Below are 17,612 nucleotides of genomic sequence, written 5' to 3'. Positions count from 1 at the left end.
TTATCTTCATTTTACAAGCGATATAAATAATAAAGAGATTTAGGAGATGATTCAACGATGTTTTTAGCATTATTTGGCGCAGTGGAGCAAGGAATCATCTATGCAATTATGGCACTTGGTGTATATTTAACATTTCGGGTGTTAGATTTTCCGGATTTAACGGTTGATGGAAGCTTTGTAACAGGGGCGGCAACTGCAGCAACAATGGTTTTGCTTGGCTACCACCCAATCTTAGCGACTTTAGTGGCAATTGTTGCTGGATTTATTGCTGGATGTATGACAGGAATTCTTCACACGAAAGGAAAGATTAATCCGCTTTTATCAGGAATTTTAATGATGATTGCTTTATACTCGATTAATCTACGTATCATGGGGTTAACTGCAGAAAATACGATAGGTCGCCCGAATATTCCACTACTAAACTCTGAAACAATCTTTTCAAAGTTTCAATCTTTCTGGAGTAATTTAGGGATCGATGATGCTATCAATAACCTATTAAAAAGCATAGGCTTTCAGCATGTACCAGGTACATGGAGTGTGCTGATTGTTGTATTAATCATCACGATTTTAATTAAGTTAATAGCAGACTGGTTCTTAAAGACAGAGGTTGGGCTAGCTATCCGAGCAACTGGTGATAATAAACGAATGATTCGCAGCTTCTCTGCAAATACAGATACACTTATCATTTTGGGGCTAGGACTTTCCAATGCGCTTGTCGCATTTTCTGGAGCTTTAATCGCACAATACTCGAAGTTCTCTGATGTTAGTATGGGGATTGGTATGATTGTGATCGGTCTCGCATCCGTTATTATTGGTGAAGCTATTTTTGGGACTAAAACCATTATCCGTACAACGTTTGCAGTCATTGCAGGAGCCATCATTTATCGAATTATATTAGCTTTAGCATTACGTGTAGATTTCCTTGATTCAGGGGACATGAAATTAATTACGGCGATCATTGTTATTTTGGCACTGATCTTACCTCAATTTATCAATAAGAGTAAAGAACGTAAACGTAAAGCTAAACGTGCTGCAGAACTTTCACAAGTAAAAAAAGTAGAGCAGGGAGGAAATGGCCTTGCTTAAATTACATGGTATTAATAAGGTATTTAATGAAGGAACACCTGATGAGAAGATTGCACTTGCGGAGATAAACCTACATTTAAAGCCAGGTGATTTTGTGACAATTATAGGTAGTAATGGTGCAGGTAAATCAACGATGATGAATATGATTTCAGGTGCTTTAACACCCGATTTCGGTACAGTATTGATTGATGGTAATGATGTGACAAGTTTGCCTGAATATAAACGCTCTCAATACATTGGTCGTGTCTTCCAGGACCCAATGGCAGGAACGGCACCTACGATGACAATTGAAGAAAATCTAGCATTAGCATACTCTCGAAATAAGCATAGAGGGCTACGCAATGGTGTGGACAAAAAGCGTCGTGAATTTTTTAAAGAATCGCTAGAGATGCTTGGTTTAAATCTTGAGAATCGTCTTTCTGCTAAGGTAGGTTTACTTTCAGGTGGGGAACGTCAAGCTTTGTCGCTCTTAATGGCTACCTTCACAAAGCCATCTATTTTATTGCTGGATGAGCATACAGCTGCACTAGATCCATCACGTGCAGAATTAATTACCCGTATTACGAAGTACTTAGTGGAAAAAGATAATTTAACCACATTAATGGTAACGCACAATATGCAGCAAGCATTAGATTTAGGGAATCGTCTGATTATGATGGATAAAGGCCAAATCATTTTAGAAGTTGGTGAAGATCGCAAACATGAATTAACAATCCCTGATTTAATGTCTGAGTTTGAACGTATTCGTGGGGAAAAAATGAATTCAGACCGTGCTCTATTAGGTTAATATCGAAACGCTCATACACTTGTATGGGCGTTTTTTATAGTGTTAAAAATTTCTTCAATAGTGTTTTTTATGAATGGTGAAAATGAATGTCTATTGCAGGTTCCCTAAATCCATGTGTAGGGGGTGCCGATCTATCCTATGGGAGGGGCGTTGTCACACATCGTTTTTCCAAATTGTTCTCTATTGTTAGTATGAAAGAAAATGAAAAGACACATTTCAAAATGGTTGATTGGAGTGGAGCCATCGTCACTCCTAGGGGATTTAGCGGAACATCAGACGCCCCCCTGAACGCTGGCGGAACGGAGATTAACCCCTCGTCTTGCCAGAATGTTTCTTTCTGCAGACGATATTATTTTTTCAACATCTTATAAAACGCTTATGCACTAGTTTGAATAATTTTTATTTGGGGAAATTAAAGGATCGATAAACTTTATCACATAAAAAAAGCCTCACTTTCAGAGAAGTGAGACTCTTCATTTTAAACGAGTAAGCCAAATAGTTGAATATCGTTGTTTACTTCTTTGTATTTGAAGCCGAATTCATCCATTCGGGCAAGTAGTCCTTCATATTCAGCACGATCACCTAGCTCAATGCCGACTAGTGCAGGGCCACTTTCTTTATTGTTTTTCTTAGTATATTCAAAGGTAGTAATATCATCGTTTGGTCCAAGTACACTAGTGAGGAATTGACGTAATGCTCCGGCACGCTGAGGGAAGCTGACGATGAAATAGTAAAGTAAGCCTTCATGAATAAGTGACTTTTCTTTAATCTCCTGCATCCTTCCAATGTCATTATTCCCACCACTGATGATGACAACGACTGACTTACCTTTAATTTCTTCTTTATAAAAATCAAGGGCTGCTACTGATAATGCTCCAGCAGGCTCAGCAATAATCGCATGTTTATTATATAGATCTAGAATGGTCGTACATACCTTGCCTTCAGGTACCAGAACAATATCGTCTAAATAGCGACGACAAACATCATAAGTGTGGTGACCAACGCATTTTACTGCAGCACCATCAACGAATTTATCAATCCAATCAAGGGCAACTGCGCCACCTTCAGCAAAGGCAGCCTTCATACTACCAGCACCAGCAGGCTCCACACCAATAATTTTGCTAGTAGGAGAGAGATTTTTAATGTAGGCAGACACGCCTGACATTAAGCCACCACCACCAATACTACCGAATACGTAGTCGATTGGTTCCTCCATATCATTCATAATTTCTACCGCTACTGTACCTTGGCCAGCAATGACATCGAAATCATCAAATGGATGAATGAAGATTTTATCATGCTCTTCACAATAGCTCAACGCGCTTTCAGCAGAGTCATCGAATGTATCTCCTGCTAAAATAATTTCCACATATTCACGTCCAAACATACGTACTTGGTCTATTTTTTGCTTCGGCGTTGTTTGTGGCATAAAAATGCTTGCTTGAATTTTTAATTGGGCACAGGCATATGCTACACCTTGGGCATGATTGCCTGCACTTGCACAGACAACCCCAGCATTGCGCGCTTCATCCTCGATTTTTTTAATTTTATAATAGGCACCACGAAGCTTGAATGAGCGTACATGCTGTAAATCTTCGCGTTTAATATAAATATTAGCTCCGTATTTCTCGGATAAATAGTCGTTTTTTTGTAGTGGTGTGTGCACAACTACATCTTTTAAAAAATGATGTGCAATCAGGACATTCTCCACTTGCACGGTTCTAGTATCAGCAACTTCCATAGTATTCATCCTCCGTTATACGTTTAAAACATTTATCTATGATAGCACACTTTATTTGCTTTTTGTGATTAATTTTTAGTAAATTCTAAATTTTCTGTGTCTATTTTGAGATGTAAGCGTTTTATCTTGATATAGCTAATTCTTTTATAAAAAAGCAATGTGTCAGACCTAGAATTAGCTCAATTTAAGTGGAGACAATCTGTTGTCTCAAATCTAAAAAATACTACTCTCATAACAAAAATGGTCAAGCATATACTAGATTAGCTTAGGACAAGTAGGAGGGTATGTAGTGGAAATCATTCAAGGGATTTTATCAACATATTGGAAGTTTTTTGATTTGGCGATGTGGCAAGAAGTACTAATGGACCCTGTCTCCTGGGGACTAATATCCTCATTAATTATTATAGAAGGTTTGCTGTCGGCAGATAATGCATTGGTATTAGCAGTACTAGTGAAACATTTACCAGATAAACAGCGCAAGCGGGCATTAATGTATGGTATGCTAGGTGCCTATTTTTTTAGATTTTTATTTATTGGCATAGGTGTTTATCTAGTAGAATTTTGGTTTATTAAAGTATTAGGTGCTTTGTATTTAGGTTGGCTTTGTGTTGCTCATTTTCTTCACATAGGGAATGAGGATAGTGTAAAAGAGGTAAAAAGGTCAGGATGGATGGTGCGTCTTTTCGGCACGTTTTGGGCAACTGTCATTTCTGTTGAGCTAATGGATATTGCTTTTTCAATTGACTCAATCTTTGCCGCCTTTGCGATATCAGATCAAGTCTGGGTGCTTTTAATCGGAGGGATGTTAGGAATATTAATGATGAGGACGATTGCAGGTGTTTTTTTAATCATCATTGAAAAAATACCAGAGCTTGAAGCAACAGCCTTCATTATTATAGGCGTCATCGGCTTAAAAATGTTAGTGAGTGTTTTCAATTTCCACATCCCTCATTATTTATTCTTCCTTTTCTTAGTGATTGCTTTTTCTATTACAATTATTGTGCATATGATGAAGAGAGTAAGAGCTGCTTAATTAAAAAGTACTGTTCTCCAAAAATGAGAACAGTACTTTTATTTATTTTACATATTTATCTGGGTCAACAATATAGAATTTTTCAACATTAAGCCAACTCTCGCTCATTGGTTCCCCGTCATCAATACGTTTTTCAGTCTCCTGCATCATCCAACCAGTCTGAGATGCATGGGCTTGTAATGCTTTTAATTTGTCCATTCGCATTTCATGAATATCATAGACCACATGTGGTTCACCATTTTTTTCAATCGTATCATTGGCGAAGGCACAACCGAATATTTGTGGACGAGCAGCCTTTGGCATACGACGTACAGCTTCAACAACAGCACGTGCTGTTGCTTCATGGTCTGGATGGACAGCAAAGCCAGGTAAGAATGTGAAAATTAAAGAAGGCATTAGTTCTTCAATTAGCCCTTCCACTAGTTTTACCATTTTCTCATCATCTTCAAATTCAATTGTTTTATCCCGTAGACCAAGCATACGTAAATCTTGAATACCCATTGCCTCTGCTGCTGCAACCAATTCCTTACGACGGATTTCAGGTAAAGACTCGCGTGTAGCAAAGGGTGGATTACCTAAATTACGTCCCATTTCGCCTAATGTTAAACAGGCATATGTAACAGGTGTATTCATTTTCTTCGTATAGTAGGCAATGGTCCCCGCAACTGAGAAAGCCTCGTCATCTGGGTGAGGGTACACAATTAAAATATGACGTTGTGGTTGTAAATTCAAATAGTCGTCCCCCTTAGTAAGTAAATGGCGTTTCACTAATTTCAAGCGCAATCGCCAATTTTCCAGAGTAGTCTAGTCCAGCCATTAATAAACGGCCTAAATCATCTAATTCAAAATGTGTAATGCCTTGAGCATAAACCCAGCCATGAGGTAATTTTAAACCCACACGATGAGGTGCATTATCTACAACCTTAGCAAGCTCATAGTTAATTTTAGCATTGCGAATAAAAGCACCTGCATTAAAAAACTGTTCATCATAGTGTGCTGCATAAGATCCGTTTGTCGTCTCAAGATGAATATAAACGTCTTTGTTGGCGAAAGAATTCAGCAATTTTTGCAACGTCTCTACTTGTACTTCTTGCATCTTAACACTCCTCTCGATCATTTCTCCTTTAAGTATAGTAAAAAAAATTCGCAAAGGGAAATTGATTGCTTTGATAAAAAAAGTGATGATTTATATTTATAAACCTTACTGCATTTTGGTCCAAATTTTTTGAGAGTGTAAAAATGAATCCTAGCATTCAAGGAAATAAATCACCATCTCTAAATCTATGACAAGTTCTTAAGCAATATTCTTGAAAAAATTATTGTAATGTATCAATATAGGGAGTGTGAAAATAAATATGTACAAACTGTGTCGTTTCACATTGTATCCGTTTTCACATCTGAAAAGATATTGCAACCATGACTTCTTCCTAATTCGTGTGTGTTAGACAGCTCCACCTGTTAAAGGTAGTATTATTTCAGAAATAATGAATTCTATCTTGGTACAATAGATGACGTTCCTTGAACAGGTTAGGCAAGGTAGCTGTTAAAAAGGGAAGAAAAATGAAGCTCATTATCATAGTATAATAAAAACCGCGACTCTCTTTTATGACAGAGAGTCGCGGTTTTTTTGTACATTCGTGTAGGCTATGTATTTGTTAGTATCGATTAAGTTTTCGTTCAATTGTATCTAAACGATTATTAACATTTTGTAATTGTTTAAACATTTGCTTCATATAAAGATTTTGATCTTGGGTTTCAGTGGTTTTGGCTTGTGCCAATTCTTCCTCCTCCTGCAGAGCTAATATTGTGGCAAGGGTGGATAATGAATAACCAAGTGTTAATATGATGGAGGCAATTACTTCAACTTTTGAAGAGGTGATTTCTCCAGCTAGTAAACCTGATTCTTCCGTTAAGTCTTCTACCTTGTTTTTTTTCATTTTTTCCCCTCCCATACAGCTAATATATGGGGTATGAGGCATTAAGGTATCTTGTCCTATTTTAATCTTTATTGGATAAGTACTCATCATTAACGAATTATTTAATGTTTGTAATTTTCTAATAATTACATTGATTTTTCCATTTAAATATAGCATTATAGTAGGAATAAACAAGACGTTTAGAGGGGGAATAGGTGTGAATAAGGACTTTAAATATTGTAAGGAATCAAGAGTGATGCGTACAAGTCGTGTATTTCCAAACGATGTGAATAATCATAATACATTATTTGGAGGACGGTTGATGAGCGATATTGATCAAGTTGCTTCCATTTCAGCTGCAAAGCATAGCAGAAGAGATTGTGTTACAGCCTCAACTGATTCAGTCGATTTCCTACATCCCATTCGCCCAACAGATTCGGTTTATTTCGAATCCTATGTAACTTGGACGGGAAGATCCTCTATGGAGGTTTTTGTCAAAGTTATTTCTGAAAACTTGAAAACTGGGGAGAGGAAGGTGGCAGCGACTGCATTATTAACTTTCGTGGCATTGGATGAAAATAACAAACCAGCATTGGTCCCAAGAGTAATTCCTGAAACAGTAGAAGAGACAAAATTGCATGAAACAGCTTCAGAACGAGCGAAGGCGCGTGCTGAACGTAAAAAGGAAAGTAAAGCATTAGCACAATTTATATCTATGAATGATCCATGGGATTATCGGCTAGAAATGATGGAGAATTATATGTAAAAAAAGAGGGATGTCTCAAATGACTTTGAGACATCCCTTTCATCCTTATATTTCTGTTACTGTTACGTGTGGAGCACCAAAGCGAGATTTCGCTCCATGCATGACAGGACCTACATATTCATTTAACGCCCAGCCATGTGCAATAGCTGCGGATACAAACTCTTTTGCTTCAATGACAGAATCTTTAATAGTAAGACCATTCGCAAGATTGGCTGTCACAGAAGCAGCAAATGTACAGCCTGCACCGTGGTTATTTGTAGATGCGACTTTTTCAGATTCTAATAAGTAGAATGTTTCACCATCAAAGAATAAGTCTGTTGCTTTTTCAGTAGCCAGTGCTTTTCCACCTTTAATGACAACAGCTTTAGCTCCTAGTTCATGGATTTTACGAGCGGCAATCTTCATGTCGTCAATGTTTTTTGGTGTACCTGTGCCAGCTAATTGTCCAGCTTCAAAAAGGTTTGGTGTTGTTACCGCTGCTAGTGGTAAAAGATGCTGAATCATGGCATCTGTGTTACCGGGATTCAGTACTTCATCGTCCCCTTTACATACCATAACAGGATCGATGACAACATTTGAAGTCCCTGAATTTGCAATAGCCTTTCCAGCAATACGAATAATTTCTTCTGTTGAGAGCATTCCTGTCTTAATGGCATCAATTCCTGTGGAAAGTGCTGTGTCAATTTGTTTTTGTAGTAAATCAGTTGGCAAAGGTGTGACGTTATGTGTCCAGCCATTAGGGTCCATTGTTACGACAACTGTTAATGCCACCATACCATATGTACCGTGCTCTTGGAATGTTTTAAGGTCAGCTTGCATTCCTGCACCGCCTGATGTATCTGAACCAGCAATTGTTAATGTTTTTTTTAGAGTCATGTAAAGGATCTCCTTTATCGTTAAGAGTTATAAAATTAACATCTAGTATAGTCCGATTCTGATTCTATAAAAATAGCCAGAATACTATATTTTTATATGGTCAGTTTCAACTGAAGCTTGAATTCATCTTTAATTTTTTGTACCGTTGTAAGAAGAGAAAGGGGCTTAAAGAACGATGAAACAAGTATTCCCGAATGATTGGCAAGCAGTACTCAAAGAAGAATTAGAAAAACCATATTATCAACACCTACGTCAATTTGTCGCAAATGAATATTCGACACAAACTATTTATCCACCAATGAATGATGTGATGAACGCATTCTATACAACAGCATATCATGATGTGAAAGTTGTTATTTTGGGACAAGACCCTTATCATGGGCCTAATCAAGCGCATGGGCTAAGCTTTTCTGTTAAACCAGGTATTCCACATCCTCCTAGCTTACGGAATATGTTTCAAGAGCTACAGGATGATTTAGGCTGTCCAATTCCTCAAAATGGAACGCTAACAAAGTGGGCTGAACAGGGTGTTATGCTATTAAATACGGTGCTTACGGTTCGAGCAGGACAAGCGAACTCCCATAAAGAACAAGGATGGGAGCAATTTACCGATGCTGTTATCGATCTATTAGCTGCAAGGGAAGAACCACTAATTTTTGTATTGTGGGGTAAACCAGCGCAACGCAAAAAGCAATTAATCCGAAAATATAAAACACCTCATGTCATACTGGAAGCGCCACACCCAAGTCCCTTAAGTGCTTATCGAGGATTCTTTGGCAGTAAACCTTATTCAAAGATTAATCAACAATTAGTGGAGTGGGGCAAGCAGCCGATTGATTGGTGTTTAGAATAGATTGGCACAAATCGTTTGCTTTATACGCTTTAGCAATCATGTTACATTTAATATAGAAGAAAGTGAGGGACATTGATGAAGGTGAATTGTTTTAAGTGTCAATTTTTTAAAGTAACCTGGGACCCTCAAAACCCACGAGCATGTGCAGCTTATGGCTTTAAAACAAAGCAAATACCATCCGTTGTTGTGAAGCAATCCTCGGGTGTGGATTGTTTAAAATTCGTACCAAAAGTAGAAAGTGGGAGAATGTAATGATTTCTTATCAAGCCGTTATACAGCAACTTGAAAAACAATTATCTAACGCAAAAAATGCGGGGAATGATCAGCAAATTCGTGAGACGCTTACAGCCATTCGAGCATTATGTGATGTGGTGTTAGATTCTTCAAGTGATGCACCATCAATCACTCCTCATAAGCATGTACCGCAAATGCTTGTGTCAGAGTCAAAACCATCCACTTTATATACAGCAAAGATTGAAGAAGATGGGGCAAATGGCGATTCCATTTTTGATTTTTAATCCATTTTAAAGGTAGGGTAATGAAAATGAAAAGATTTATCGTGACAGGTGCTCTTCATGGCCTATTAGCAGTAGCATTGGGTGCATTTGGTGCACATGCTTTAAAGGAAATTTTAGATGAATACAGTCGAGGTATTTGGGAAACGGCTGTTCAATATCAAATGTTCCACGCTACAGGATTACTATTCATTGGTCTGTTAATGAGCTCTAAACTATTAGGTGAAGTGAAACAATTAAATCTAGCAGGTATTTTCTTTAACCTTGGTATTGTTTTCTTTTCTGGGAGCTTATATGTTCTTGCAATAAGTGGTATTAAAGTATTAGGGGCTATTACACCAATTGGTGGCGTACTATTTTTAGCTGGATGGCTACTTATTATCTTAACTGCTCTCAAGCATGCTCGTTAATTTTAAGTTGACTCTCTTACATGATTTGTAGGAGGGTTTTTCTTTGTTATCAGTCATCTTTCAAAGATAGGGATTTAAATCCTATCCATTTTGTAAGAATTTATAGTACACTACTAATATTACTTGCAATATTTCGAAAATACCAAAAGTGAGGTTACATAGTATGGAAAAACTATTTACATTACTGGATGCTAACTATAATGAGATGGTAGGGATTCGTCGCCATTTACATGAATACCCTGAATTATCCTTTGAAGAAGTCGAAACGCCATCCTATATAGCTACTTTTCATAGAGAATTGGGGCATGTGGTTCGAGAAGGAGTGGGAGGACGTGGCGTCGTAGCGATACTACGTGGCGGTAAGCCGGGCAAAACGGTGGCATTACGAGCTGACTTTGATGCATTAGCGATACAAGAAGAGAATGATGTACCTTACCAATCTAAAATAGCTGGAAAAATGCATGCATGTGGACATGATGGACATACAGCTACATTGCTTGGGCTAGCTAAGGCATTGAATGCAATGAGGGACCAAATTGAGGGCAATGTCGTATTCATTCATCAGCATGCAGAGGAAGTGGCGCCAGGTGGAGCTAAGCCGATGATTGAGGATGGTTGTTTAGAAGGTGTAGATGTTATTTTTGCTACACATTTATGGGCACCTACACCATTAGGAGAAATATTAGTGAAAGATGGAGCCATCATGGCTGCTGCGGATAAAGTAGAAATAACGGTTCAAGGAAAGGGTGGTCATGGCGCAGAGCCTCATCATTCTATTGATGCTGTTACCCTAGCCTCCCAATTTGTCGTCAATGCTCAACAGCTTGTTTCAAGACGAATTGACCCATTGAAATCAGCTGTTTTAACAATCGGTCATTTTGAAGCAATTAATCCGTTTAACGTTATAGCTGATCGGGTAGTTTTAGCGGGGACAATTCGTACATTTGAAGAAGAAGTGCGCATACAAATGGAGCAGGAGTTAGAAGCAGTATTAAATGCGACTTGTCTGGCATTTGGGGCAAGTTACGAATATCGTTACACAAGGGGTTATCCACCTGTTTATAACCATCAGAGAGAAACCGAGTTTTTGGCACAATTGGCGTCGACTGTACCAGGGGTAGATCAAGTAATAACATGTCCGCCATTTATGATTGGGGAAGATTTTGCGTATTATTTAGAAAAAGTACCAGGCACATTTTTCTTCACAGGAGCTAAAAAGCCAGAATGGGAAACAGCCTATCCGCATCATCATGCACGCTTTGATTTTGATGAACGTGCCATGCTAATTGCAGCAAAAACCTTAGGTAAAGCAACCTTAACGTATTTAAAAGAAAATTGAACATAGCGAATGATAAAAATCCGCATACGCCCATCGACTTTTGGTCAGTGAGTGTATTGCGGATTTTTACTTAGTGATAGAATTATGGATTTTGATTAAAGTAAGCCATTTCCTCATCATACTCAGCAAAATCGAAATAAATCATAGGGAAAAGAAAACGATGATTAGACTTAAGCTCACGAATAATGACATGATCTCGACCAGCTGCTTCTACCACACCACGAACAGTTTTTGTGTTTTTTCCCTGCTCTACTGCGTGCTCAAAAGAAAAATGGAAGGTAGCTGGTTTTCCACGGTTCAAACGTAAAATATTTTCTATATAGGACTCCTCACGGCCAGGTGGTCGTCCGCTCGGAAGTGTGACTGGAGGAGGAGTCATTTGTTGTTGCGTTGTTGGTGTCCAATAATAAGGCATCATCAATTATCAACCTACTTTCTTTTTAAATTTGAGGACAATCTTGTTCAGTTGGCGAGAAAAAACAATGGGATTTGAACCTGCCAGTATTCCATTGGCCATACCATTGTGCAGGACAATCACCTGCTGGCATGAAAAACCACAAAGAGCGGGTAGCTGGATGAAATCTTTCACCCTGAATCACCCTTTTAGCTAACCGGATATCTTGATCACGTGCTCGTTGATAAAAATAACCCTTTTGTGTTGCCTCAAAGCCTCCAGGACGTTGATAAACCATTTGTTCAATTGTTCGAATATCACCAAAATCTAAACAATCACCTCTTACACGATTAACGCCAACATTCCCAACCATCAGCATGCCTAACTCTCCTTCGCCTTCTGCTTCGGCACGCATTAGTCTTGCGAGTAGGGCTGTCTGTGCATCATTCGTCTTAATAACAGCGATTTTCATACCTCCTCGCAGACAGTATATGCACGAAGGTATAGTAGTCATGTTCAATTTTGTTAAGAAAGACAATCACATATTAAAGTTACTATGCATATAGTAGTAATAACGACAAGTACGTAGAAAATACTTCAAATCCTGCAAGGCTCGATAGTTTTTATAGCAAAAAGGGTAAATAGAAAAAAATAGATTTAGGGGAACGTGAGATCAATGAATTGCATGTGTATCTAATACATGTGAGGTGATGGCTTATGGAAATTGGCGTTTGGTTTGGGATCTTATTAAGTGCAGTACTGGCTTTTCTATTAGGGGAGTTTTATGGACAGCCGCTCCATTGGTATCTCTTTATTGTCATTATAGTGATTGGTTTTTTTATTCAAACGGTTATCTTAATTTTAAAAGTAAAGAACGAAAGCTCTTAATGAAGTATGTAGAAGAAACGTGTTGGGGTTAAGAAAGTGTCATCGCTAAAAGATGGCACTTTTTTATATTGTGAGTATAAATTTGCTAGTGTGGAAAGCAGAGCATCAGGAAAAATGCCTTTACAATGCTTGTTTTAGCTGCTATTCAATAAGACATAATTATTCTTGCTTAGTAAGTATATTAAAAATATAGCGTGACATACTGAAAATGACTTTATTTTTGCTTTTATGAAGGAGCGTTTCCATGCGTATTTTTAGTATGTTTGTAGCGATTATCATCAGCGCTTTTCTGGCAGTTGGAATAGCAGAATATTATCATCAACCATATAATTGGTACTTAGTTTTTCTTATGATTCTAACTGGGATTTTTATTCATATTATTATTTTAATATTCGAATCCGAGAATGCAGAAGAAAACGAAATTTAAAAATGCGAGTCCCTATTGGTGGACTCACATTTTTAATTAGATATTAAACAGTTAAGAATTTAACCAATTTATCTTTATCAAGAAGGTTTCCGACGAAAAATTCCCCGAATTCGCCATAGCGTGCTGACACTTCGTCAAAGCGCATTTCATATACTAATTTTTTGAATTGCAGTACGTCATCAGCAAATAAAGTTACGCCCCATTCGTGATCATCGAAGCCTACAGAGCCAGTGATAATTTGTTTTACTTTACCAGCATAGCCGCGACCAATCATTCCATGTGAACGCATTAATGATTTACGCTCGTCCATTGATAGCATGTACCAGTTGTCATTCCCTTGACGGCGTTTATCCATTGGATAGAAGCATACATATTTAGCACGTGGAAGTTCAGGATATAGACGTGCACGTACATGTGGATTTTGGTAAGGATCTTCATTTGATTCGCCAGCTAAATAGTTTGAAAGCTCTACCACAGATACATAAGAATATGTAGGAATTGTAAAATCTGCAATAGCTAATTTATTGAATTCTGCTTCAAGCTCTTGTAACTCATCCATTGTTTCACGCAATGTCATAATCATAAAGTCAGCTTTTTGACCAACGATTGCATAGAAAGCATGAGCACCTGTTTTAGCTACATCTGCTTCGTTCAGTTTTTCTAAATAAGCAATAAATTCCTCTACTGCTGCTTGACGTTCCTCAGCAGAAACAAGTTTCCAAGATGCCCAATCAATTGAGCGGAAATCATGTAAAGCGTACCAACCATCTAACGTAATTGCTGCTTCATTCATTATTGAAAACACTCCTTTATAAGTGAATACCATTCAAAAATTAGTTTATCATAGTTTGTACAAAAACCCTAAGTTCATGATAGTAATTCACGAATTTGACACCATCTAAAGATAATGTATTCTAAAGAGAAGAGATGTAATAAGAGGAGTACCAAAATGAAACATATTTTACAACAACCAATTTGGCGTTATTATGATCAATCCATTAGTGCGAAGCAAAGATCACCGCTTGAATCTTTTGCGACGGACGATACATTGTGCCAATTAGTTGGCCAATTGATGTCTCCTCCAACAATTCGTACATGGGTTCATGAGGCATCTGTTGTGCTAGGTATTCAAGACCATCGGTTACCTTATGTTCAGCAAGGTATGGAATTACTAGAATCTAGAGGCTATCATCCTATTGTTCGTAATTCTGGTGGACTAGCGGTTGTGCTAGATGAAGGGGTTCTCAATATTTCCGTGGTATTGTCTGAACAAAAAGAGTCGCTCAGTATAAATGATGGCTACGATGTGATGGTGGACCTTGTGAAGGGATTGTTCCCAGAAGTAGCTGAAAAAATTGAGGCTTATGAAATAGTGGGCTCTTATTGCCCAGGTTCTTATGATTTAAGTATTGATGGGAAAAAATTTGCTGGTATTTCACAAAGACGCTTACGTCAAGGGGTGGCAGTGCAAATTTATTTATGTATTGAGGGGAGTGGCTCACAACGCGCGGCACTTATCCGTGACTTTTATGAAGAAAGCTTGCAACAAGAGGAAACAAAATTCGCTTACCCTCAAATTGTGCCAGAAGTCATGGCTTCGCTATCGGAGCTTGTAGACCCCCATTTAACAGTAGAAGCGGTTGTTATTCGTCTTCAGCAACTACTTAATCAGTGGGCCGAGGAAGTACGTCCACAGTCCTTTTACGACGAAGAATTAACGTTGTATGGTTTTTATTTACAGCGCGTTTTTGAGCGCAACACCAAAATGCTTGAACGTAAGTAAGCTGGTTGATTATATGAACCAGAAAAAGCGATGCGGCTAATTTAGCGCATCGCCATTTTCTGGTTGATAAATAGAACTGCTAGTTACAAGATTTCCGTTCTTCTCCATTTTAAAAACAGGTGCAATTCGCTCTTCCTCTTCATCAAGCGTAACAAGACGTCTAGCACGATTCATAATTTGAACAAATTGCTCGTAATCTTTGCGAATCGCTCGATTCTCCTCTTCTAGTTTTGTAATGGTTTTCTCTAGTTTTTTATTTTTCTCAGATGTTACATGTACAAGTTGTCGCCATTTTGAAGATTCATTTCCTACTTCACCAGAATGCTGTAAACGTAGTAAATAAGCTATGACAATATCAAGAGAAAGGGCAGATAGCGGAATTGATTTTCCTTCTGCAGCACTATTATTTACGGTAAACATACTAGAAGCACGGCGTCTTGCTGGCGCTCCCAACACTCGCATTCTCTCTTTTCTTTCCTTTTTAGCTTCTGCTAATTGTTCCTCGTATTCTTTACGAACAACGGCATTCCAACGAAAACCACAGGCCGCCGCAGTACGATTTAATGCATCGCCTGCTTCTTCAAATGCATTAAGCTGTGTGCTTCCTTCTGTTACATGACGGATTACAGCCTCTGCTAGTAATTCATCGTTTTCTTTTAACCAAGCATCTTGTCTTACTTTACTCATATTAAAATCCTCCCACCTTTATCTGGAACTTGTTATTTAAGACTAGCATGACCAATCTTTTAACCTTTTATTCATCTATGTAGAAGGAATTATGCTTGAATAGAAGGGGAAAAGTACGATACAATACCCGATGTAGGTTTGTGCACATGCTGCATACTTAAATATGTGAAGGTCATGTGTGCAATAGAGCGAGATTATGTTTGAAAAATACTATATAGAAAGGGTTGTTGACAAAATGGCAAACGAATTTAAAGTTTGCGATGAATGTCAGGCCGTTAACTTAAAAACGTTAATTCCAAAATTAAAGGAAATCGATCCTGATGCAACCATCGAAATTGGCTGTCATTCTTACTGTGGTCCAGGACGCAAAAAGACATTTACCTTTGTAAATAGCCGACCTGTTGCTGCATTAACAGAAGATGAACTAATGGAAAAGGTTTTAGCAAAATTAAAAAAGTAAAACTAAAAGCTATCTCTACTTGGGGGGATAGTTTTTGTTTTGCTTTTTTTATATGTTGAGAAATTAGACCAATATAAAAATAATGATAAAGATAATTGAAATAGGTTGTTAATATCTATAGAAAAATGGCAATAAGTATGCTAGTCCTAGATTTATCGCATATAATAGAGCTAGAACAAAATGGGGGTGCTATCCAAATGACATATGCAAACGCTAAATTAGAAGAAGAAAAGGTATTTAAAGATCCAGTACACCGTTATGTACATGTTCGAGATCAAGTGATATGGGATTTAGTGGGTACAAGAGAATTTCAGCGTTTACGTAGAATTCGTCAACTAGGTACCACATTTTTAGTATTTCATGGAGCAGAACATAGTCGCTTTAGTCATTCTCTGGGGGTTTACGAAATTGTACGCCGCATAGTAGATGATATCTTTGTAGGGCGTCCAGATTGGGATGAAAGTGAAAGATTATTAGTGTTATGTGCAGCCCTTTTACATGATTTAGGTCATGGCCCATTTTCCCATGCCTTTGAAAATGTATTCGAGCTTGATCATGAATATTTTACAAGGCAAATTTTGTTGGGAGATACGGAAGTAAATGCGATCTTAAAAAAAGTGGCAGCTGATTTTCCTGAAAAGGTATCCCAAGTAATTGAAAAGACATATCCAAATAAGCAAGTAATTAGTTTAATTTCGAGCCAAATTGATGCAGATCGTATGGATTACTTACAACGTGATGCTTATTTTACAGGTGTAAGCTACGGTCATTTTGATATGGAGCGGATTTTAAGAGTGATGCGTCCAAGAAAAAACCAAGTAGTAATCAAAGCAACAGGCATGCATGCGGTGGAAGACTATATAATGAGTCGCTATCAAATGTACTTACAAATTTATTTCCATCCTGTTTCACGAAGTGCAGAGGTAATTTTAAATAATATATTAAAAAGAGTAAAACAATTAAGCTTAGAGGGCTATACATTTAAGCATGAGCCTACTCATTTCCTAGCATTTTTCCGAAATGTTATTACATTAGAGGATTATCTTGCGTTAGACGAGAGTATACTTTTTACATATTTTCAGTTATGGATGCAAGAGGAGGATGCCATTCTAAGTGATTTAAGCCGCCGCTTTGTGAATCGTAAGCTATTTCAATACATTGATTTAGACCCTGGAGTAGAACTCAATAAATATCAAAAACTTCAAGACCTTTTCAAAAAGGCTAGATTAGACCCTGAATATTATCTTGTACATGATACAACGGCAGATCTGCCATATGATTTTTACAGACCAGGAGAGGAAGAAGTGCGTGTACCAATTTTTTTAGAAATGAAAAATGGTGAGCTTCGGGAGCTTTCACGTGAATCCATTATTGTGGATGCCATCTCAGGGCGTATGAAACGAGATCATAAAATCTATTTCCCATTAGATTTCTTAGAGGACGATTCAACAAACTCAACTGTAAAAAAACAAATATTAATGCTATTAAGGAAAGACAATAAATAAATATAAATTTTAAAAATAATAAAGCAGTAAACGCGTTCCAGTGGGATGTTGTTTACTGCTTTATTATTTTTAGATAATTGTTTAGAAACTGTTAAGTTGAATTAGATATAATTAATCAATAATTTTGAAATGGAGGTGGTGCCTGT

22 protein-coding genes are annotated in these 17,612 nt (G+C 37.6%); 13 read left to right on the top strand and 9 right to left on the bottom strand.

Annotated elements, in window-relative coordinates:
- The first annotated feature begins 57 nt into the window (after positions 1-57).
- Both JIN86_RS12125 and JIN86_RS12120 read left to right on the top strand, forming a co-directional pair.
- On the top strand, positions 58-1,086 hold the full coding sequence (locus JIN86_RS12125) for an ABC transporter permease (protein ID WP_009371612.1): 1,029 nt from the start codon (positions 58-60) through the stop codon (positions 1,084-1,086).
- A complete protein-coding gene (locus JIN86_RS12120) occupies positions 1,079-1,873 on the top strand; it encodes an ABC transporter ATP-binding protein (RefSeq protein ID WP_004225432.1) in 795 nt (264 codons plus the stop codon). The genes JIN86_RS12125 and JIN86_RS12120 overlap by 8 nt, the downstream gene beginning before the upstream one ends.
- A gap of 478 nt (positions 1,874-2,351) precedes the next feature.
- On the opposite strand, the gene ilvA is transcribed toward JIN86_RS12120, so the two are convergent.
- Positions 2,352-3,614 carry a threonine ammonia-lyase IlvA gene (gene ilvA / locus JIN86_RS12115; protein WP_009371610.1) on the bottom strand — a complete coding sequence of 421 codons (1,263 nt, stop codon included), beginning with the start codon at positions 3,612-3,614 and terminating at the stop codon, positions 2,352-2,354.
- A gap of 289 nt (positions 3,615-3,903) precedes the next feature.
- On the opposite strand from ilvA, the gene JIN86_RS12110 reads away from it, so the two are divergent.
- Entirely contained in the window at positions 3,904-4,647 is a 744-nt protein-coding gene (locus JIN86_RS12110; protein WP_202342032.1) for a TerC family protein, read from the top strand.
- 42 nt (positions 4,648-4,689) lie between these two features.
- Here the strand turns inward: JIN86_RS12110 and bshB2 are convergent, their stop codons facing one another.
- The 3 genes from bshB2 to JIN86_RS12095 all read right to left on the bottom strand — a co-directional run bounded on the left by bshB2 (position 4,690) and on the right by JIN86_RS12095 (position 6,584).
- The gene (bshB2, locus tag JIN86_RS12105) at positions 4,690-5,379 is read right to left on the bottom strand and encodes a bacillithiol biosynthesis deacetylase BshB2 (RefSeq protein WP_202342031.1); all 690 of its coding nucleotides are present in this window, start codon (positions 5,377-5,379) and stop codon (positions 4,690-4,692) included.
- Between the two features lie 13 nt (positions 5,380-5,392).
- A complete protein-coding gene (locus tag JIN86_RS12100; protein WP_004225428.1) occupies positions 5,393-5,743 on the bottom strand; it encodes a YojF family protein in 351 nt (116 codons plus the stop codon).
- 559 nt (positions 5,744-6,302) lie between these two features.
- On the bottom strand, positions 6,303-6,584 hold the full coding sequence (locus JIN86_RS12095) for a hypothetical protein (protein ID WP_048393429.1): 282 nt from the start codon (positions 6,582-6,584) through the stop codon (positions 6,303-6,305).
- Positions 6,585-6,780: 196 nt separating this feature from the next.
- On the opposite strand from JIN86_RS12095, the gene JIN86_RS12090 reads away from it, so the two are divergent.
- The gene (locus JIN86_RS12090; RefSeq protein WP_004227610.1) at positions 6,781-7,329 is read left to right on the top strand and encodes an acyl-CoA thioesterase; all 549 of its coding nucleotides are present in this window, start codon (positions 6,781-6,783) and stop codon (positions 7,327-7,329) included.
- A 45-nt stretch (positions 7,330-7,374) separates the two neighbouring features.
- Here the strand turns inward: JIN86_RS12090 and thiD are convergent, their stop codons facing one another.
- Positions 7,375-8,205, bottom strand: coding sequence for a bifunctional hydroxymethylpyrimidine kinase/phosphomethylpyrimidine kinase (gene thiD, locus JIN86_RS12085; protein ID WP_202342030.1), 831 nt, complete (start codon positions 8,203-8,205; stop codon positions 7,375-7,377).
- 175 nt (positions 8,206-8,380) lie between these two features.
- On the opposite strand from thiD, the gene JIN86_RS12080 reads away from it, so the two are divergent.
- The 5 genes from JIN86_RS12080 (at position 8,381) to JIN86_RS12060 (ending at position 11,322) form a co-directional block, all read left to right on the top strand.
- Positions 8,381-9,058 (top strand): uracil-DNA glycosylase, encoded by a 678-nt coding sequence (locus JIN86_RS12080; protein WP_004227613.1) that lies wholly within the window; start codon positions 8,381-8,383, stop codon positions 9,056-9,058.
- Between the two features lie 75 nt (positions 9,059-9,133).
- Positions 9,134-9,310, top strand: a complete 177-nt coding sequence (locus tag JIN86_RS12075) for a hypothetical protein (RefSeq protein WP_048393435.1) — start codon at positions 9,134-9,136, stop codon at positions 9,308-9,310.
- A complete protein-coding gene (locus JIN86_RS12070; protein ID WP_202342029.1) occupies positions 9,310-9,576 on the top strand; it encodes a YwdI family protein in 267 nt (88 codons plus the stop codon). The genes JIN86_RS12075 and JIN86_RS12070 overlap by 1 nt, the downstream gene beginning before the upstream one ends.
- A gap of 26 nt (positions 9,577-9,602) precedes the next feature.
- Positions 9,603-9,983, top strand: coding sequence for a DUF423 domain-containing protein (locus JIN86_RS12065; RefSeq protein WP_004227623.1), 381 nt, complete (start codon positions 9,603-9,605; stop codon positions 9,981-9,983).
- Between the two features lie 163 nt (positions 9,984-10,146).
- On the top strand, positions 10,147-11,322 hold the full coding sequence (locus JIN86_RS12060; protein ID WP_237497249.1) for an amidohydrolase: 1,176 nt from the start codon (positions 10,147-10,149) through the stop codon (positions 11,320-11,322).
- Between the two features lie 82 nt (positions 11,323-11,404).
- Here the strand turns inward: JIN86_RS12060 and gerQ are convergent, their stop codons facing one another.
- Entirely contained in the window at positions 11,405-11,740 is a 336-nt protein-coding gene (gerQ, locus tag JIN86_RS12055; RefSeq protein WP_004227629.1) for a spore coat protein GerQ, read from the bottom strand.
- A gap of 22 nt (positions 11,741-11,762) precedes the next feature.
- Positions 11,763-12,188 (bottom strand): cell wall hydrolase, encoded by a 426-nt coding sequence (locus JIN86_RS12050; protein ID WP_004227631.1) that lies wholly within the window; start codon positions 12,186-12,188, stop codon positions 11,763-11,765.
- A gap of 245 nt (positions 12,189-12,433) precedes the next feature.
- Between JIN86_RS12050 and JIN86_RS12045 the strand changes: the two genes are divergently transcribed.
- Positions 12,434-12,604 (top strand): hypothetical protein, encoded by a 171-nt coding sequence (locus JIN86_RS12045; protein WP_004227634.1) that lies wholly within the window; start codon positions 12,434-12,436, stop codon positions 12,602-12,604.
- A 470-nt stretch (positions 12,605-13,074) separates the two neighbouring features.
- On the opposite strand, the gene hemQ is transcribed toward JIN86_RS12045, so the two are convergent.
- Positions 13,075-13,824: a hydrogen peroxide-dependent heme synthase gene (hemQ, locus tag JIN86_RS12040; protein WP_004227638.1), complete on the bottom strand. Its 750-nt coding sequence runs from the start codon at positions 13,822-13,824 to the stop codon at positions 13,075-13,077.
- 156 nt (positions 13,825-13,980) lie between these two features.
- Here hemQ and lipL point away from each other — a divergent pair, with 156 nt between their 5' ends.
- Entirely contained in the window at positions 13,981-14,814 is an 834-nt protein-coding gene (gene lipL / locus JIN86_RS12035) for an octanoyl-[GcvH]:protein N-octanoyltransferase (RefSeq protein ID WP_202342027.1), read from the top strand.
- 36 nt (positions 14,815-14,850) lie between these two features.
- Here lipL and JIN86_RS12030 read toward each other — a convergent pair whose 3' ends face one another.
- Positions 14,851-15,501, bottom strand: a complete 651-nt coding sequence (locus JIN86_RS12030; RefSeq protein WP_004227650.1) for an RsfA family transcriptional regulator — start codon at positions 15,499-15,501, stop codon at positions 14,851-14,853.
- 235 nt (positions 15,502-15,736) lie between these two features.
- Between JIN86_RS12030 and JIN86_RS12025 the strand changes: the two genes are divergently transcribed.
- Both JIN86_RS12025 and JIN86_RS12020 read left to right on the top strand, forming a co-directional pair.
- Complete coding sequence (locus JIN86_RS12025; RefSeq protein ID WP_004227652.1) at positions 15,737-15,961, top strand: YuzB family protein; 225 nt, start codon at positions 15,737-15,739, stop codon at positions 15,959-15,961.
- 197 nt (positions 15,962-16,158) lie between these two features.
- Positions 16,159-17,466 (top strand): HD domain-containing protein, encoded by a 1,308-nt coding sequence (locus tag JIN86_RS12020; protein WP_202342026.1) that lies wholly within the window; start codon positions 16,159-16,161, stop codon positions 17,464-17,466.
- Positions 17,467-17,612: the final 146 nt, after the last annotated feature.

This window comes from Lysinibacillus sp. HST-98 (assembly GCF_016757845.1).
In the GTDB taxonomy this organism is placed as follows: domain Bacteria; phylum Bacillota; class Bacilli; order Bacillales_A; family Planococcaceae; genus Lysinibacillus; species Lysinibacillus capsici.
This window is presented reverse-complemented; position numbering and strand designations above follow the sequence as displayed.

Coding starts and splice junctions, on each gene's coding strand:
- JIN86_RS12125 (WP_009371612.1), top strand. CDS start 58: ATGTTTTTAGCATTATTTGGCGCAGTGGAGCAAGGAATCATCTATGCA.
- ilvA (WP_009371610.1), bottom strand. CDS start 3,614: ATGGAAGTTGCTGATACTAGAACCGTGCAAGTGGAGAATGTCCTGATT.
- JIN86_RS12100 (WP_004225428.1), bottom strand. CDS start 5,743: ATGCAAGAAGTACAAGTAGAGACGTTGCAAAAATTGCTGAATTCTTTC.
- JIN86_RS12095 (WP_048393429.1), bottom strand. CDS start 6,584: ATGAAAAAAAACAAGGTAGAAGACTTAACGGAAGAATCAGGTTTACTA.
- thiD (WP_202342030.1), bottom strand. CDS start 8,205: ATGACTCTAAAAAAAACATTAACAATTGCTGGTTCAGATACATCAGGC.
- JIN86_RS12080 (WP_004227613.1), top strand. CDS start 8,381: ATGAAACAAGTATTCCCGAATGATTGGCAAGCAGTACTCAAAGAAGAA.
- JIN86_RS12075 (WP_048393435.1), top strand. CDS start 9,134: ATGAAGGTGAATTGTTTTAAGTGTCAATTTTTTAAAGTAACCTGGGAC.
- JIN86_RS12070 (WP_202342029.1), top strand. CDS start 9,310: ATGATTTCTTATCAAGCCGTTATACAGCAACTTGAAAAACAATTATCT.
- JIN86_RS12065 (WP_004227623.1), top strand. CDS start 9,603: ATGAAAAGATTTATCGTGACAGGTGCTCTTCATGGCCTATTAGCAGTA.
- JIN86_RS12060 (WP_237497249.1), top strand. CDS start 10,147: ATGGAAAAACTATTTACATTACTGGATGCTAACTATAATGAGATGGTA.
- gerQ (WP_004227629.1), bottom strand. CDS start 11,740: ATGATGCCTTATTATTGGACACCAACAACGCAACAACAAATGACTCCT.
- JIN86_RS12050 (WP_004227631.1), bottom strand. CDS start 12,188: ATGAAAATCGCTGTTATTAAGACGAATGATGCACAGACAGCCCTACTC.
- JIN86_RS12045 (WP_004227634.1), top strand. CDS start 12,434: ATGGAAATTGGCGTTTGGTTTGGGATCTTATTAAGTGCAGTACTGGCT.
- hemQ (WP_004227638.1), bottom strand. CDS start 13,824: ATGAATGAAGCAGCAATTACGTTAGATGGTTGGTACGCTTTACATGAT.
- lipL (WP_202342027.1), top strand. CDS start 13,981: ATGAAACATATTTTACAACAACCAATTTGGCGTTATTATGATCAATCC.
- JIN86_RS12030 (WP_004227650.1), bottom strand. CDS start 15,501: ATGAGTAAAGTAAGACAAGATGCTTGGTTAAAAGAAAACGATGAATTA.
- JIN86_RS12025 (WP_004227652.1), top strand. CDS start 15,737: ATGGCAAACGAATTTAAAGTTTGCGATGAATGTCAGGCCGTTAACTTA.
- JIN86_RS12020 (WP_202342026.1), top strand. CDS start 16,159: ATGACATATGCAAACGCTAAATTAGAAGAAGAAAAGGTATTTAAAGAT.